This window comes from Halorussus marinus (assembly GCF_004521895.1).
GTDB lineage: Archaea > Halobacteriota > Halobacteria > Halobacteriales > Haladaptataceae > Halorussus > Halorussus marinus.
This window is the reverse complement of sequence record NZ_SBIR01000006.1, coordinates 43,229-59,353: the sequence shown is the minus strand read 5'-3', so window position 1 is coordinate 59,353 and position 16,125 is coordinate 43,229. Positions and strand designations below refer to the sequence as shown.

19 protein-coding genes are annotated in these 16,125 nt (G+C 69.7%); 13 read left to right on the top strand and 6 right to left on the bottom strand.

Annotated features, from left to right (window positions below; translation table 11 throughout):
* Positions 1 to 9: 9 nt before the first annotated feature.
* The 5 genes from EPL04_RS09095 to EPL04_RS09075 form a co-directional block, all read right to left on the bottom strand.
* Complete coding sequence (locus EPL04_RS09095) at positions 10 to 1,464, bottom strand: PGF-CTERM sorting domain-containing protein (RefSeq protein WP_134671026.1); 1,455 nt, start codon at positions 1,462 to 1,464, stop codon at positions 10 to 12.
* A gap of 54 nt (positions 1,465 to 1,518) precedes the next feature.
* Positions 1,519 to 2,124: a molybdenum cofactor guanylyltransferase gene (gene mobA / locus EPL04_RS09090; RefSeq protein ID WP_134671025.1), complete on the bottom strand. Its 606-nt coding sequence runs from the start codon at positions 2,122 to 2,124 to the stop codon at positions 1,519 to 1,521.
* Between the two features lie 55 nt (positions 2,125 to 2,179).
* Entirely contained in the window at positions 2,180 to 2,824 is a 645-nt protein-coding gene (locus EPL04_RS09085) for a universal stress protein (RefSeq protein WP_134671024.1), read from the bottom strand.
* 44 nt (positions 2,825 to 2,868) lie between these two features.
* Positions 2,869 to 3,831: a DUF5787 family protein gene (locus tag EPL04_RS09080; protein WP_134671023.1), complete on the bottom strand. Its 963-nt coding sequence runs from the start codon at positions 3,829 to 3,831 to the stop codon at positions 2,869 to 2,871.
* Positions 3,832 to 3,915: 84 nt separating this feature from the next.
* The gene (locus EPL04_RS09075) at positions 3,916 to 4,842 is read right to left on the bottom strand and encodes an ArsR/SmtB family transcription factor (protein WP_134671022.1); all 927 of its coding nucleotides are present in this window, start codon (positions 4,840 to 4,842) and stop codon (positions 3,916 to 3,918) included.
* 219 nt (positions 4,843 to 5,061) lie between these two features.
* Between EPL04_RS09075 and EPL04_RS09070 the strand changes: the two genes are divergently transcribed.
* The 12 genes from EPL04_RS09070 to EPL04_RS09015 all read left to right on the top strand — a co-directional run bounded on the left by EPL04_RS09070 (position 5,062) and on the right by EPL04_RS09015 (position 14,059).
* The gene (locus EPL04_RS09070) at positions 5,062 to 6,294 is read left to right on the top strand and encodes a translation initiation factor IF-2 subunit gamma (RefSeq protein WP_134671021.1); all 1,233 of its coding nucleotides are present in this window, start codon (positions 5,062 to 5,064) and stop codon (positions 6,292 to 6,294) included.
* Positions 6,295 to 6,675, top strand: a complete 381-nt coding sequence (locus EPL04_RS09065; RefSeq protein WP_134671020.1) for a PIN domain-containing protein — start codon at positions 6,295 to 6,297, stop codon at positions 6,673 to 6,675.
* Position 6,676: 1 nt separating this feature from the next.
* The gene (locus EPL04_RS09060; protein WP_134671019.1) at positions 6,677 to 7,249 is read left to right on the top strand and encodes a DNA-directed RNA polymerase; all 573 of its coding nucleotides are present in this window, start codon (positions 6,677 to 6,679) and stop codon (positions 7,247 to 7,249) included.
* 2 nt (positions 7,250 to 7,251) lie between these two features.
* Positions 7,252 to 7,449 carry a transcription elongation factor subunit Spt4 gene (spt4, locus tag EPL04_RS09055; RefSeq protein WP_134671018.1) on the top strand — a complete coding sequence of 66 codons (198 nt, stop codon included), beginning with the start codon at positions 7,252 to 7,254 and terminating at the stop codon, positions 7,447 to 7,449.
* 4 nt (positions 7,450 to 7,453) lie between these two features.
* Positions 7,454 to 8,005 carry a GTP-dependent dephospho-CoA kinase family protein gene (locus tag EPL04_RS09050; protein ID WP_134671017.1) on the top strand — a complete coding sequence of 184 codons (552 nt, stop codon included), beginning with the start codon at positions 7,454 to 7,456 and terminating at the stop codon, positions 8,003 to 8,005.
* A 333-nt stretch (positions 8,006 to 8,338) separates the two neighbouring features.
* A complete protein-coding gene (locus EPL04_RS09045; RefSeq protein ID WP_134671016.1) occupies positions 8,339 to 8,656 on the top strand; it encodes a 30S ribosomal protein S24e in 318 nt (105 codons plus the stop codon).
* Entirely contained in the window at positions 8,656 to 8,790 is a 135-nt protein-coding gene (locus tag EPL04_RS09040) for a 30S ribosomal protein S27ae (RefSeq protein WP_134671015.1), read from the top strand. The genes EPL04_RS09045 and EPL04_RS09040 overlap by 1 nt, the downstream gene beginning before the upstream one ends.
* A 60-nt stretch (positions 8,791 to 8,850) precedes the next feature.
* The gene (locus tag EPL04_RS09035; RefSeq protein WP_134671014.1) at positions 8,851 to 10,485 is read left to right on the top strand and encodes a bifunctional N(6)-L-threonylcarbamoyladenine synthase/serine/threonine protein kinase; all 1,635 of its coding nucleotides are present in this window, start codon (positions 8,851 to 8,853) and stop codon (positions 10,483 to 10,485) included.
* Between the two features lie 62 nt (positions 10,486 to 10,547).
* Positions 10,548 to 11,333, top strand: a complete 786-nt coding sequence (locus EPL04_RS09030; protein WP_134671013.1) for a molybdopterin synthase — start codon at positions 10,548 to 10,550, stop codon at positions 11,331 to 11,333.
* A 237-nt stretch (positions 11,334 to 11,570) separates the two neighbouring features.
* Entirely contained in the window at positions 11,571 to 11,822 is a 252-nt protein-coding gene (locus tag EPL04_RS09025; RefSeq protein WP_134671012.1) for a DUF7123 family protein, read from the top strand.
* Between the two features lie 114 nt (positions 11,823 to 11,936).
* A complete protein-coding gene (locus tag EPL04_RS09020; protein WP_134671011.1) occupies positions 11,937 to 12,890 on the top strand; it encodes an AEC family transporter in 954 nt (317 codons plus the stop codon).
* Between the two features lie 50 nt (positions 12,891 to 12,940).
* A complete protein-coding gene (locus EPL04_RS09015) occupies positions 12,941 to 14,059 on the top strand; it encodes a site-2 protease family protein (RefSeq protein ID WP_134671010.1) in 1,119 nt (372 codons plus the stop codon).
* 19 nt (positions 14,060 to 14,078) lie between these two features.
* Here EPL04_RS09015 and thiL read toward each other — a convergent pair whose 3' ends face one another.
* On the bottom strand, positions 14,079 to 14,954 hold the full coding sequence (thiL, locus tag EPL04_RS09010) for a thiamine-phosphate kinase (protein WP_134671009.1): 876 nt from the start codon (positions 14,952 to 14,954) through the stop codon (positions 14,079 to 14,081).
* A 92-nt stretch (positions 14,955 to 15,046) separates the two neighbouring features.
* Here thiL and EPL04_RS09005 point away from each other — a divergent pair, with 92 nt between their 5' ends.
* Entirely contained in the window at positions 15,047 to 16,087 is a 1,041-nt protein-coding gene (locus tag EPL04_RS09005; RefSeq protein ID WP_134671008.1) for a lysylphosphatidylglycerol synthase transmembrane domain-containing protein, read from the top strand.
* Positions 16,088 to 16,125: the final 38 nt, after the last annotated feature.

The window sequence follows — 16,125 nt, the reverse complement described above, 5'->3', positions numbered from 1 at the left end:
CTGCGAGCGCTACCGGCCTCGACGCCGCCCGACGGCGAGCGCGAGCGCGGTCGCGACGCCCGAAAGCGCGGCGACCGGACCGAACCCGGGGACCGAGCTCGTCGCGCCCTCGGTCTCGCTCTCGGCGGTCCGGGCGTCGGCGTCGGCCTCGTCGAGCGCGCTCTCGGTGGTCCGAGCGTCGGTTTCGGTCGGCGTCTGGTCCTCGGCCCACCCGGTCACGTTTTCGAGCCGCCGGTGGCAGGCTTCGAGCGCGCTGGCGTTCTCGTGGCGCCCCTCGCCGCCGTCGATCTCGCGGGCGCCCGTCGCGTTCAGGTCGGCCATCGTCGGGCCGCCGCTCTCGTTGGTCTGGCTCAGGCGCGCGGCGTCGTAGATCAGCCACGGCGCGTAGAACTCCCAGACGACCTCGCCCTCGGGGGTCACCTCCGCGACCCGGTGGCTCGCCGAGTCGGTCACGAGCGTGTCGCCGTCGGCGAGCCGGTCGGCGTCCCGCGGCCAGTTCAGGTCGCCGGTCAGGCTCCACGTCCGGGTCCAGCCGTCGCCGTCGGTCGGGTCCCGACCGCGGTTGGCGTACTCGACGATCCGGTCGTTCTCGCTGTCGCCGACCAGTAGCGTGGGCGTCCCGTTCTCGCTTTCGAGGTAGTCGGGGTTGTGCTGTTCGTCGAGCACGTCGTGGTTCTGGTCGGCGCCCAGCTTCAGCTCGATCTCGCCGGTCGAGCGGTTCACGACGATCGCCTGATCGAAGTTCCGCGGCGAGGCCAGATACAGCCCCTCGCCGACCTCGTCGACGTCGTTTACGTGGGTCCAGTCGTCGGTGTAGTTCTCCGCGACGTCGTCCCGATCGTAGTGGTCGTCGAAGTGCCACTCCCACTCGATCTCCTCGGTCGTGCGGTTGTAGACGAAGATGCGGTCCTCGTTCTCGTCGGTCGTCTCGTTGTAATTGCGCATGTTGGCGACCAGAATCTCCTCGCCGCCCTCGATCAGGTCGGCGTCGTGGGTGTCGGCGAGGTCGAATCGCTCGGTCCAGACTCGCTGTTGGGCGGCGGGGTCGAACTCGTAGACGACGGTCTCGTGGCCCCGGACGGTGGCGGTCACGAAGACGTGTCCGTTCGCCATCGGGTCGACGTCGTAGCCCCACACCGCGTCGAGCTCCTCGGCGCTCTGGTGGACCCACCGGATCTCGCCCCGCGGTCCGACGCCGACGAGCTTGGCGGGCCGCTTGCCGCCCTCGGAGCCAAAGCGCATCCCCTGGACGCTGACGACGGTCGTACCGTTCGCGGGCTCGGTCACGGTGCCGACGCAGGGGTCGTCGGGCGCGGGCTGGCCGGCCGGCCCGACGCCGGCCGCCTCGCCGCCCCGGGTTCCGATCTCGGCCCCGCTCCCCCCGGCGACCGCGGGCGGAATCGCGGTCGAGAGACAACACAGCACCGTGACGGTGAGGGCCCACCGCCGCGAGAACGTGTGCATGGGTTCCCGTATCGACGGTGTCGCTTTTGAAGCTTCGCCCTCCGGCTCGGTCGATCACTCGACCCGTTCGGCGGCGTCGGCGAGCGCTTCTCGTGTGTTGACGTTCTCGAAGGAGTCGCCGGCGAACCGCGCGAGCTCCTCGCCCTCGACCGCGGCGATCTCGAGGTCCTCGAACGGCGCGACGATCCGGCGGTCCCCGCGTTCGAGCGCCCGATCGCAGGCGGCCGCCATCGCGTCGGCCCGGTAGACCGCGTGGATCGGCTCGAAGTAGCCGTCGAGACGCGGTACCGCCCCGTCGCGGCCCGCCGCCCGCTCGAAGAGGTGGGCGACGAGCGCGGGGTCGACGAACGGCATGTCGCAGGCGACCACCGCGGCGTACTCCGACTCGGCGGTCCGGAGCCCCGTCCGAATCCCCGCCATCGGCCCCCGATCGGGCTCCGGGTCGACCGCGAACGACACCGGGTGGTCGTAGCCCGCCAGCGCGTCGGCCAGCCCCTCGCGCTGGTCGGCCCGGCAGTTGAGCACGAGCGCGTCGACCGCGGGCGCGATGCGGTCGGCGACTCGGCGCACCATCGGGACGCCCGCGAGGTTGGCAAGCGCCTTGTCGGGCTCGCCGAATCGGGTCGAGCGCCCCCCGGCGACGACGACTCCGGCGGCCATGGTCGGCCGTTTTCGGGCCAGCGTCAAGTAGTTCGTGCTCTCTCGGTCGCGACGGTCAGTCCCGCCCGATGCTGGCGACGCGCGCCTCGCCCGAGGCGGCGTCGATGTGGACGTTGAACGTCTCGCCGTCTTCGGTTCGGGCCCGCACGATCCAGGTGTTGCTCTCCCGGTAGGGATCCTCGGGGATCTCGGCGACCTCGTGGCCCTCGTCGGCGAGCACGTCGCCGGCGCGCTCGACGGCGGCATCGGCGTCCCCGATCGCCCGGCCCTGACGCGCGAGATTGACCGTCAGCACCGGCACCTCGCTGGCCCGGACGACCTCCTCGGTCACGCTCCCGAGGACGTACCGGTCGACGCCCGACCGCCCGCGGGTCCCCATCACGATCATGTCGGCGTCGCGGTCCTCGGCGTACGCGCCGATGACGGTCTTCGGATTCCCCTCCTCGATCGCTGTGACGACGTCGACGCCGCGCTCCTCGGCCTCCTCGGCGATGCGCGCGGTCGCCTCCTCGCCCTCCTCGCGTCGGGCCTCGCGGGTCTCGGCCCGGCCCGCCTCGGAGGGCTGGTAGTTCAGCGCCTTCTCGTCGACAACGTAGAGGGCGTGGACCTCGGCGTCCGCGAGCTCGGCGACGTTGAGCGCGTGGGTCGTCACCGGGCGCTGTTCGGTACCGTCGGTCGGAACGAGGATCCGGTCGTACATGTCCGAGCGTTCGGCCCGGCGGTTGAAGTATTTCGGGTCTCCGGTCAGCAGAACCGGTCGAGTCCCGACTGTCGGCGCGCCCGCCCTTCGGGATCGGCGACCCACGGCGTCCGACCGTCGCGGGCGGCGTCGAGGTCCACGTCCGGCGGGTCGGCGTCCTCGTGGCCGGGACACGACGGTCCGCACTCGGCGGGGTTGACCACGCCGCCTTTCCACTCGCAGAACGGCAGGCCGTCGGCGCCCTCGCGGGCCGCGACCTCGGCCCGCGCGCAGGCGGGAAACTCGTAGGTCCGCCACCCCTTCCCGTAGGCCCGCTCGGCCATCCGCCGGCGCCGACGGGCCTTCTCGTCGGCCGAGACGGGCGCGACGTCGGTCCGGAGCGGGTGTTCGTCGAGCACCTCGACGCCGCCCTCCGAGGCGGGTAGGGGCTCGGGCTCGCGGACGACCTCCCGGTCGCCGGTCACGGGGTCGAACCGCCAGACGCCGACCGGGTCGGGGAGCCGGTTGAGGTGGGCGCCGGTGACGTAGCTCTCGGTCGCGAGCACCGCTTTGTCGACCACCGCGAGGCTCGCGTCCTTCCGGAGCTGTGTCAGCAGGTCGCCGGGCGCGTCGAGGTCGGGCTTGTTCTCGACGCCGACGAGCCGCCCGAACCAGTCGTCGGGGTAGCGCGCGACCTGCCGGACGCCGCCGCCGAGCGCGCGCTCGAAGAACCCGATCTCGACCGCCCGGTCGGCGACCCGTCTGGCGTGCTCGGGCGAGCAGTCGAACGCCTCGACGGGGTCGCGGGCCCGCCCGACGCTCGCGTCGCTCTCGACGGCGGCGTCGGGGATCGCCTCGGGAGTCAGCGCCGCGCGGGCGTCCATCCCCGGGCCGGGCTCGACGCAGACCACGTCGAGGATTCGGTTGCCCGGCGCGCGGACCCCGCCGCCGATCTGGCGGCCGACGACCCACTCCTCGGTCGCTTCGAGGTGAGCGCACAGCGCCAACTCGAAGGGGAACTCTCGCACACTCTCGCTCCGGACGCCGGAAACAAAAGCTAATCGCCGGTCGGGATCGGCTCGTCGCGTCCGGGCTCGGTCGCGTGCGGTCCGTCAGGTCGCCGTCGCGTCCTCGGCGGCCGACGGCGCGGTTTCGCGCTCCATCTCGAGCACGTCGAGTTCGCCGTCGAGAGTCACCGCCAGCACCTCGTCGTCGAGCGGGATCTCGATCCGGATCCGCCACGGATCCTCCGAGCGGACGGTGGTGTACTCGTCGCTGACACACCACGGCAGGTCCCAGTAGGGCTTCGTACAGAGGTCGACGCCGTGGTCGCGGTGGAACGTTACCACGTCCGACTGGTCGAGTAGCGAGAGGCCCACCGCCGAGTAGAGCCGGTGGCGACACTGCTCGCACTCGTGGTCGACCCGGACCTCCAGCCCGAGGTAGTCCTCGTCGTCGTGGGTGACTGCGGTCTTCATCCGGCCGTTACACTCGGGGCAGACCCCGTCGGCCGCCAGACAGTGGAGGTGGCGGACGCGCTGATTGAACGCGTCGAGGATCTCCTCGCGGGTCCGGTCGTTGAGTCCGCCGGGCGGGAACGGATACTCTCCGTGGTTCTTCTCGCACTCGCTACACGCGATGGCCAGCATCTCGTCGGCGTAGTAGGCGTGGAGGGCGGCCCCGCAGGCCGCGCAGGTGCTGTCGGTCTCGAACGGCCCCATCTCGGGGTGCTCGTTGAAGGTCCCGGCGAGCACCGCGCGGACGACCTTCTTGCCCGCCTGCCGGAACTCGTAGCCGTCGTCGGTGCTCGCGACGAAGTGGTCGGTGAGCTGTTTGAGGTGGTAGTTGAACTGCGCGCTGTCGCGCATGTCGACCTCCCGGCGCAACTCCGAGAAACTCACCGGGCGCTCGGGGGCCTTCCAGAGCGCCTCCAGGATCGAGAGCCGCGTCTCGTTGGCGATGACCGAGAACGCCTCGGCGGGGGCCACGCAGTCCTCGCAGTCGTTGATCGTCGCGTTCGGCCCGCTCGTCTCGCTCATACGTCGGCCAACGACCGCTTGGGGCTAAAACGTTCGCTTTAGCTCTCTTTTGTAAAATATATTATTGGTATGGCCGCTCGATCGGTAGCGACCCCGACCGACGACGCGCGCACTTCGGTACCACTGGTCTCGCCCCGACGCGACCGGGCGAACCAGAACAGTAGGTTTATCAGTCGTTCGGGGCGAATCTTCCAGTAGAATTACTTCAGGAGGTCAACGTTGACAGGAACATACGCCCAACCGGAGGTGAATATCGGGCTGGTCGGCCACGTAGACCACGGAAAGACGACGCTCGTGCAGGCGCTTTCCGGCGAGTGGACGGACCAGCATTCCGAGGAGATGAAACGTGGTATCTCCATCCGGCTCGGGTACGCAGACGCCACGTTCCGGCAGTGTCCCGGCATGGACGCTCCGGAGTGCTACACGGTCGATGAGACCTGCCCGGATGGCAGCGAGAGCGAACCGGTCCGAACGGTGTCGTTCGTCGACGCGCCGGGCCACGAGACGCTGATGGCGACGATGCTCTCTGGCGCGGCCATCATGGACGGCGCGGTGCTCGTGGTGAGCGCGAGCGAGCCGGTCCCGCAGGCCCAGACCGAAGAACACCTGATGGCGCTCGACATCATCGGGATCGACAACATCGTCATCGCCCAGAACAAGGTCGACCTCGTCGACCGCGAGCAGGCCGAGCAGAACTACCGGGAGATCCAGGAGTTCGTCGAGGGCACCGTCGCCGAGGACGCGCCGGTCGTGCCTATCTCGGCCCAACAGGAGGTCAACATCGACCTCCTCATCGACGCCGTCGAGGAGGAGATCCCGACGCCCGACCGCGATCCGGATCGGGACGCCCGGATGTACGTCGCCCGGAGCTTCGACATCAACCGTCCCGGCACGTCGTGGGACGGGCTGGTCGGCGGCGTGCTCGGCGGCAGTCTGGTCGAAGGCCGGCTGTCGAACGGCGACGAGATCGAACTCCGGCCCGGCAGGGAGGTCGAGGAGGGCGGCCAGACCGAGTGGCAGCCCATCCAGACAGAGGTGCGCTCGCTTCAGGCGGGCGGCGACACCGTCGACGAAGTGACGCCCGGCGGCCTGCTCGGCGTCGGCACCGGCCTCGACCCCAGCCTCACCAAGGGCGACGCGCTGGCGGGCCAGCTCGCCGGCCCGCCGGGGTCGCTCCCGCCGACGTGGCGCCAGTTCACGATGGAGGTCGATCTGCTCGAACGCCTCGTTGGCGTCGACGACGAGGACGTCGAGGAGATCTCGACGGGCGAGCCGCTGATGCTCACCGTCGGCACCGCGACCACGGTCGGCTCCGTGACCAGCGCCCGCGAGGGCGAGTGCGAGGTCGCGCTGAAGCGGCCCGTCTGCGCGCCCGAGGGGGCCAAGATCGCCATCAACCGCCGGATCGGCGCACGCTGGCGGCTCATCGGCGTCGGCACCCTGCGCGGATAGATGGCCGACGCGGTCGCCTTCGACACGAGCGCACTCATGATGCCGATCGAGTGCGACGTGCGGGTCTTCGACGAACTCGACCGCCTGCTGGGCGAGTTCGAGTGCGTCGTCCCCCGCGCCGTCCGCGACGAGCTGTCGAAGCTCGCGGACGGCGCCGGACAGGAAGCCGTCGCCGCGAGCGTCGGCGCGGACCTGGCGGCCGACCGCTGTCGGACCGTCGATCACGACGAATCGTACGCCGACGACGCGCTGGTCGAACTCGCAGACGAGGTCGACTACGTCGTCACGAACGACGCCCCGTTGAAACGGCGCGTGCTCGACGCGGGCACACCGGTAATTCATATAAGGGGCCGGAACAAACTCGAAATCAGCAAACCTTAGCATGTACAAACGGGTCAGACTCAAAGATACGGTCGAGGTGCCCCCAAAGCACCTCGCGGAGGTCACGCCGAAGCTAGTGAAGCGACTGCTCCAGGACAAACTCGAAGGTCGGATGGACGAGGACGCGGGTAGCGTCGTCAGCGTCACCGAGGTCCACGACATCGGCGACGGCGCGGTGTTGCCAAACCGCCCCGGCGTCTACTACGAGGCGGAGTTCGACGCCGTCACCTACGACCCGAAGATGCAGGAGGTCGTCGACGGCGAGATCGTCGAGGTCGTCAACTTCGGCGCGTTCGTCGGCATCGGTCCGGTCGACGGACTGCTCCACGTCTCTCAGATCTCCGACGAGTACCTCGCGTACGACGAGGAGGGCCAGATGCTCGCCTCCCGCGAGTCGAACCGCACGCTCGGGGTCGGCGACTCGGTCCGGGCGCGCATCGTCACCAAGAGCATCGACGAGCGCAACCCCCGCGAGAGCAAGATCGGCCTCACCGCAAAGCAGGTCGGACTGGGCAAACACGGCTGGCTGAAAGAGGACCGCGAGAAGCGCCAGGCGACCACCGAGAGTGAGTAACGATGGCCAGTGACCGACTCGCCTGCCGCGAATGTCACGCCGTCGCCGAGCCCGATCAGGACACCTGCCCGATCTGCGGGTCGACCAGCCTCACCGAGGACTGGGCCGGATACGTCATCGTCGCCCATCCCGACGAGAGCGAGATCGCCGTCGAGATGGAAGTCACCCAGCCGGGCAAGTACGCGCTGAAAGTCCGGTAGAGCCGTGAGCGACGCCCTCCTCGTCTTGCCCGACGAGCTCCGCGGCGAGCTCAAAGCGCCGCTTGGGCGGATCTTCACCGACGCCGAGCCGCTGGTGGCCGCGGCGGGCGGCCCCCTCATCGCGGTCGGCGACGTGGTGACCGCCCACCTCGCGGCGGCCGGAGCCGCCCCGGACGTCGCGGTCGTGGACGGACTGACCGAGCGTGAGGCTGTCTCCGAGTCGGTCGGCGAGGAGGTCGCCCGCCTCCGCGAGACCGCCCGCGAAGTCCGCGTCGAGAACCCCGCGGCGACCCTGACCCGCGAGTTGCTCGTCGCGCTCCGGGACGCGCTCGCCGACTCCGAGCCGACGATCGTCGTCGTCGACGGCGAAGAAGACCTCGCGACGCTGCCCGCGATCGCCCTCGCGCCGGCCGGCGCGAGCGTGGTCTACGGCCAGCCGGGCGAGGGAATGGTCCACGCGACCGTGACCGACGAGCGCAAGGCAGAGATGCGCGACCTGTTGAGACGGATGGACGGCGACGCCGCGGCGGCGCTCGGTATCCTGGACGGGGAGTAGCGAACGCTGGACGCGGATTTCCGGCGGGTGTACGCGATACTCGACAATTCAGTCGTCGCACCAGTTGCCGTACCGCGAGCGAGGAGCGTAGTCGTTCGAAAGGCACTGCCTTTCGTGATGACGAGAGAGCGTCGCTCTCTCGGATCACGACGAGCGAGCGGGCCGAGGAACCGTCGAACGAGCGCCTCCGGCGCTCGTGAGGCGGTGACGAAGTGCTTTTGATCGACGTTTTGCAAGGGAGGCGCGTTCAGGCGCCGCCCGCAGCAAAAGGTCGTTGGTCGTTCGAAATCCTTTTACACGCTACGAGGAGTATAAGTGAGTAACTGAGTACACATGGAAGTCGAAATCCTCTCCGAGGAGCAGAACCCGATGCTCCACCGGTCCGAAGTGCGGTTCCAGATCGTCCACGACGAAGCGACCCCCTCGCGGCTGTCGGTCCGCGACAGCCTCGCCGCGAAGCTCGACAAGGATTCGAGCGAGGTCGTGGTCCACGAGATGAACACCAAGTTCGGGATGCGCAAGACGGTCGGCTACGCCAAAGTCTACGAGAGCCCCGAGCACGCCCGCGACGTCGAGCAGGACCACATGCTCGAACGCAACAAGATCACCGCCGAAGCCGACGGCGAGGCCGACCCCGAGGAGGCCGAATAATGGCGCGACACGAGCTTTACAACGACGACGGCACCACGGACCGCGAGCAGTGTACCCGGTGTGGCGACTCGTTCCTCGCCGACCACGGCGACCGCCTCCACTGCGGTCGGTGCGGGTACACCGAGTGGAAGTAAGGCGATGCTCCGGTTCGGGGCGCGGCGCACCGTGACCGACCGAGCGGTGAGCGGGGAGCCGTGAGCGAGCGACTGCGCGTCCTCGGTATCGAGGGAACCGCGTGGGCGGCCAGCGCGGCCGTCTGCGTGAGCGACCCGACCGACGGCGCGTCGGCGGTCGATCCCGACTCGGTTTTTATCGAGACCGACGCGTACCAGCCAGACAGCGGCGGCATTCACCCCCGCGAGGCGGCCGAGCACATGAGCGACGCCGTCCCGGCGGTCGTCGAGACCGCGCTCGAGGCGGCCGACGGCCCGATCGACGCGGTCGCGTTCTCGCGCGGGCCCGGGCTCGGCCCGTGTCTGCGAACCGTCGGCACAGCCGCCCGCGCGCTGGCCGGCGCCCTCGACGTGCCGCTGGTCGGGGTCAACCACATGGTGGCCCACCTCGAGATCGGCCGCCAGCAGTCCGGGTTCGACTCGCCGGTCTGTCTGAACGCCTCGGGTGCGAACGCACACGTTCTGGGCTACCGCAACGGCCGATACCGCGTCCTCGGCGAGACGATGGACACCGGCGTCGGCAACGCCCTCGATAAGTTCACCCGCCACGTCGGGTGGTCCCACCCCGGCGGCCCGAAGGTCGAGGCGGCGGCCGAAGACGGCGAATACGTCGACCTCCCGTACGTCGTCAAGGGGATGGACTTCTCGTTTTCGGGGATCATGAGCGCCGCGAAAGACGCCTACAAACAGGGCGTCCCGGTCGAGAACGTCTGTTTCTCGCTCCAGGAGAACGTCTTCGCCATGCTGACTGAGGTCGCCGAGCGCGCGCTGTCGCTGACCGGGAGCGACGAGCTCGTCCTCGGGGGCGGTGTCGGACAGAACGACCGCCTTCGGGCGATGCTCGCGTCGATGTGCGACCAGCGCGGGGCCGACTTCTACGCGCCCGAGCCCCGATTCCTCCGGGACAACGCCGGGATGATCGCGGTGCTCGGCGCCGAGATGGCGCGGGCCGGCGACACGATCGGCGTCGAGGCGTCGGCGGTCGACCCGAATTTCCGGCCGGATCAGGTCGAGGTCTCGTGGCGCTCGGCCGACGAGTCGGTCGCGCGCCGACGCCCGGGTCGCGACGAGCGACGGGGCGCCGAGGCGACCGTCGAGATCGGTCCCGAACGGGTCACCAAGCGCCGCCTGCCCAAACGCTACCGCCATCCCGATCTCGACGCGCGGCTCCGGCGCGACCGGACGGTCCTCGAAGCCCGACTCACCAGCGAGGCGCGCAGTCACGGCGTCCCCACGCCGGTCGTCTACGACGTCGACCCCGTCGAGGGGACGATCGTCTTCGAGCGCGTGGGCGCGACCGACCTCCGAGACGACCTAACGCCCGATCGGGTCCGGGCGGTCGCCCGTCACCTCGCCGCGATCCACCGCGCGGGGTTCGTCCACGGCGATCCGACGACCCGGAACGTCCGGGTCGAGCGGCCGACCGGCGGCCCGGACGCCGGCCGGACGTATCTCATCGATTTCGGACTCGGCTACTACACCGACGACGTCGAGGACTACGCGATGGACCTCCACGTCTTCGGCCAGAGCCTCGACGGGACCGCCGACGACGCCCCAACGCTCCGCGAGACGTTCGCGGACGCGTACGCCGAGGCCGGGGACCCGGACGTGCTCGCGCAGTTAGCGGCGATCGAGGGCCGGGGCCGCTACCAGTAGCGGTCCATCGGCGGTCCTCGATCACCGAAGGCTACAAGCGCGCCCCGGCCCATGGTGCGTCTATGTACGTGCTGGGCGTCGTCGGCGAGTCGGCGCGCGCGATCGCCGACGACTTGGCGGAGCAGTTCGGCGGGGACGAACGGGTCGCGGTCGTGACGCGCGAGCATCCCGACATCGAGGACGGAGCGCCGGGAGACACGAGAGTCCAGTTCGGCGAGGACGGGTGGCGGGCGTCGGGTCGGGACCGATCGCTCTCGGATCTCCTCGAGGACCTCGCCCCGGAGTACGACTACGCCGTCCTCGCGGGATTCCCCGAAGCCGACGTCCCGCAGGTGATCGTCGGCGACGCGTCTGCCCGCGGGACGGCGCTGGTGGAGGCGGCCGAACCCGCGGACCTCGACCCCGCCGAGGTCCGGGCGCGCCTCGATGCGACCGAGCCCTACGAGACCCTCGAATCGCTGGTCGCCGAAGCGAAGCGCTCGGCCGACGCCCCCTTTTCGGGCGCCATCGCCACCTTCACCGGCCGGGTTCGCGCGAAGGACGACGACGACGACGAGCCGACCGAGTACCTCGAGTTCGAGAAGTACGAGGGCGTCGCCGAGGAGCGGATGACCGCCATCGAGTCGGAACTCGAAGACCGCGACGGCGTGTTCGACGTGTTGCTGTACCACCGGACCGGCGTCATCGAGTACGGCGAGGACATCGTCTTCGTCGTGGTGCTGGCCGGTCACCGCGAGGAGGCGTTCCGCACGGTCGAGGACGGGATCAACCGCCTCAAAGACGAGGTACCGATCTTCAAGAAGGAGGTCACGACCGACGAGCAGTTCTGGGTCCACGAGCGGTCGTGACTCCGGTCGCGCCGCCGAACGTCAGACGTTACCACGACTTTACGACAGAAAACTAGTCTGTAGAAAGAAAGAGCGAGAAGAGTTTTTGAACTTTTTGCGGGACTCAGAAAACGTCGTAAAACGAGCGTTTCACCCCATTTTCCCCTGTCGTGTCGGATTCAAAATGCGAACGCTCGGAAAACTACGCTAACCGTCTCCTCTTTATAACACCCCCTGGTGTCAAAGGAGAAACGAGGCATGAGCGCAACCACGAAGCCCTCCGAAACCCCCGAACCGCAGTCGAAGGAACAGCGGCTCAAGCAGTTCCTCCAGCGCAAGGCCGACGACGGGGAGATGTACTTCAAGAGCAAGTTCATCGCCGACGAAGTCGACCTCTCCGCCAAGGAGATCGGCGCGCTGATGGTGAAGCTCAAAGACTCGGCGACCGACCTCGAGATCGAGAAGTGGTCGTACACGAGCGCGACGACCTGGCGCATCGCCCCCGCCTGACTCCCCGCGGTCGGGTCGCACCGCCGCCCGACTGGTCCCTTCTTCCCCGCTTTCGAGCCGGTAGCGATCGCTGGCTTCGATAGGTTTGTAACCGCCCGCCGAGACGCTTCGGGCGTGTCACTCGTCTCGGCGCTCACGACCGCCATCCTGCCGGTGTTGTCGGTGGCGGCCGTCGGATTCGTGCTCGGCAAGACCCGCGACGTCGATGTCGACGCGCTCGGGACGATCACCATCTACGTCCTCACCCCGTCGCTGGTGTTTTACAGCCTCGCGACCTCGTCGCTGTCGGGCGAAGTCGCCGCGCGGGTCGTCGGGGGCGTCGTCGCGTTCACCTTCGTGATGGTTCTGCTCGCGGAGGGCGTCGGTCGCCTGCTCGGGGAGTCCGAACCCGTACTGGGCGCGATAGTCCTCTCGTCGTCGTTCCCCAACGCGGGCAACTACGGTATCCCGCTCGCGGCGTTCGCGTTCGGCGCGGTCGGGCGCTCGACCGCGGTGCTCTTTATCGCGGGCCAGTCGGTGCTGATGTACACCGTCGGGGTCTACGTCGCGTCCCGGAGCGGAAACACGACCGCTGGCGGCGCCGTCGCGGAGGTGTTCAGGCTCCCGCTTGTGTACGCGGTCGCGATCGCGGGGCTCGCGCGGTGGTTCGACGCCGTCCCGCCGACCGACACCGCCGCGATGGAGACCCTGCGGCTCGTCGGCGATTCTGCGATCCCCGTCATGTTGCTCATCCTCGGGATCCAGCTCGCCAACACCCGCCACGGCGCCGCGCTCTCGCGGGTCGCCGTCTCGAACGGCCTGAAGCTCGTGGTCGCGCCGGCGGTCGGCGTCGCGGTCGCGTTCGCGGTCGGTCTCGGGGCGGACTCGACGGTCGCGCGGGTGTTTGTGCTCGAAGCCGCGATGCCCGCGGCCATCACGCCGCTCATCCTCTCGATCGAGTACGACGAGGGCACGGTCGGCGTCTCCGGCCCGGAGTATCTCAGCACCGCCATCTTCGCCAGCACGCTCGCCAGCGTGGGCACGCTGACCGTCCTCATCGCGGTGTTGCAGTCGGGTGCGGTGATTTAGTCGGCGCTGTCAGGGGGTTTATCAACGCCCGCGCCGTACCTCGTAACCGAATGGGTTCGAACGCCCCGCCCGCCGACGGTCCGTCGCCGGAGCGATTGCGCGGCGTGTTCCGGGTGTACGAGGCCCGCCGCGAGGGCGACCAACTGGTGTACTTCGGGGAACCGCTCGTCGCGCAGGACCAGCTCATGGACGCCGTGTGGCCGCTGTTTCGCGAACACGGCTACGAGGTCCAGCTCTCGACGCGCACCGGCGAGTACGTCCTCGTGGCCGAACCCTCGGACACGAGCATCGACGGGATCCCGTGGACGAACGTACTCTTGTTCGTGTTGACCGCGCTCTCGACGCTGTACGCCGGGGCCGCGTGGTACCACATCGACGTCGCGGCCGACCCCCTCGCGCTCCTCGAAGCGTGGCCGTTCGCCGCCGCGGTCATCGGCGTCTTGCTCACCCACGAGCTCGGCCACTACGTGATGACTCGGTACCACGGCGTCGAGGCGAGCCTGCCGTACTTCATCCCGATGCCGACGCTCATCGGCACGATGGGCGCGGTCATCCGGATGAAAGGCCACATGCCCGACCGCGAGGCGCTGTTCGACATCGGGGTCGCCGGGCCGATCGCGGGGCTGGTCGCGACCGTCGCCGTCACCGCGATCGGGCTCGCCATGGGGCCGATCGACGTCCCGCCGGGGCTCGTCGACAACCCCAACACGATCCAGATCGAGTTCGGCTACCCGCCGCTCCTGACGCTCATCGCCTCGATCATGGGCGAGCAAGTGAGCTACGCCGACCCCACGAAGGCGATCAACCCCGTCGTCATCGGCGGCTGGGTCGGGATGTTCGTCACCTTCCTCAACCTCATCCCGGTCGGCCAGCTCGACGGGGGCCACATCGTCCGCGCGATCCTCGGCGAGCACCAAGAGCGCATCGCCGCGCTCGTCCCGGTCGCGCTGTTCGGGCTCGCGGCGTACGTCTTCTACGTCAAACAGGTCTCCAACGCCTCGGTGCTGTGGGTGTTCTGGGGACTGCTCGCGACGTGGGTCGCCTACGTCGGGCCCGCGACGCCGATCGACGACGACGGGCTCGATACGCGCCGGAAGCTGGTCGGTCTCCTGACGCTCGTGTTCGGCGTGCTGTGTTTCACGCCGGTCCCGATCGAGATCATCACGTAACCTCTCGGTCGGTTCTCGGCTACGTTCCGTGCGTGTACCCCCGATCGGCCAGCGGCTCGCCGTCGAGTTCGACGCCCGCGGCGGTCGCCTCGCCGATCACCGAGATCGGGGTCGGTGAGGCCTCTCTGAGCGCCGGCACTTCGGCCTCGGGCGCCGTGAACACCAGTTCGAAGTCCTCGCCGAAGAAGATCGAGAGCTCGCGGCGCTCGGCTCTCCCGTCGGCCACCGCCCGGACCGACTCGTCGACCGGTAGCGACTCCGAGTCGACCGAGAATCCGCAGTCGCTCGCCGCCGCGAGCTGGTGGAGCGAGCGCGCGAGCCCGTCGCTCGAATCCATCATCGCGGTCGCGCGCGGCGCGACCGCCCGGCCCGCCGCGACCCGTGGCTCGAACCGGAACAGCCCGTTGGCGCGTTCGTACTCGCCGCGGTCGAACAGCGCGAGTGCGGCTCCGCTCCGGCCGAGCGTGCCGGTGACACAGACGACCTCGCCCGGGCTCGCGCCCGACCGGAAGACGGGGGCGTCGGTCCGGCCCAGCGCGGTGGTCGCGGTCGTGAACTCCCGGCTCTCGTCCAGATCGCCGCCGACGTACTCTGCGCCGACCGCTTCGCAGACGTCGCTCGCGCCCACGACGAACGCCTCTAGCTCCTCGGGGTCGAACGCTGGCGCGGCGTACACCGCGACCACGGCGGTCGCCGCCGCGCCCATCGCGGCCACGTCCGACAGCGACGCGCCGACCGCCCGCCAGCCAGCGGTGTACCGGTCGGTCCCGTCGGGGAAGTCGGTCGTCTCGTGGAGCATGTCGGTCGTCAGCACCTGTTCGCCCACGACCGCGGCGTCGTCGCCCGCGGCCGAAAGTCGATCGGCGAGCGCCGACAGTGCCGCCCGTTCGTCCATGGGTCGCCAATCGCGCGCTCGCCGGGAAAGTGCTCCGGTCTCGACGGTTTCGTTCGGTGGCTTCAAGCCGCGACCCGCCGTCTGTCGGGGCGATGGAGGTCAACCTCGGCGACGTGCGGTCGGCCGGCGTCGGCTTCGTCGCGGGCGCGATCGTGCTGGTGGCGGTGTACTCGTTCGTCGGCCTCGACGAGGTGGCGGCGGCGCTGGGCCGTGCCGATCCCGCGATCGTCGCGGCGGTCGTCGCGGTCGCGCTCGCGTGGCTGGTGGCCTGGAGCCTCGCGCTCCGGACCGTGCTCGCGGTCATCGCGACCGAGATATCGGTCTCGCGGGCGTTCATGCTGTTCGCGGGCGCGACGTTCGCCAACAACGTGACCCCGTTCGGACAGGCCGGCGGCGAGCCGTTCAGCGCGCTGCTGGTCTCGCGCACCACCGGCATCGAGTACGAGAACGGGCTGGCGGCGGTCGCGAGCGTCGACACCCTCAACTTCGTCCCGTCGGTCTCGTTCGCGCTGGTCGGGGTCGGCTACTACGCGACCCGGTTCACCGTCGGCGGCCGGATCGAACTCGCGGCGCTCGCGCTCGGCGCGCTCGCGCTCGCGGTCCCGCTCGGGGCGTTTCTCGGGTGGCGAGCGCGCGACCGCCTCGCCGCGGTCGCGGTCTCGGTCATCGTCCCGGCGGGCCGGCTCGTCGGTCGGGTCGTCCCGATCGTCGGGACGCCCGACCGGGCCGACGTGCGACGCCGGATCGAGGGGTTTTTCGCCGCGCTCGAACGGGTCGCGGGCGACCGCCACCAGCTCGGGGTCGCGCTCGGGTTCTCCGCGCTCGGCTGGCTCTTGCTGTCGGTGTCGCTGTGGCTCTCGCTGGTCGCGCTCGGTCACGCGGTGCCGTTCGCGGCGGCGCTTTTCATCGTCCCGCTCGCGAGCGTCGCCAGCGTGACGCCCCTGCCCGGCGGGCTCGGCGGCGTCGAGGCGACGCTGGTCGTGCTCATCGTGCCGATCACGGGGGTCGACGCCGCCACCGCCGGCGCGGCCGCGGTCGTCCACCGCGGGGCGACCTACTGGCTCCCGGTCTTGATCGGGGGCGCCGCGACCGCGATGCTCGAAGCGAACAACGCACACGGCGTGGGCGAATGACGACCCGCTAACGATGCCTTTAAACGCCGCGGAACGGA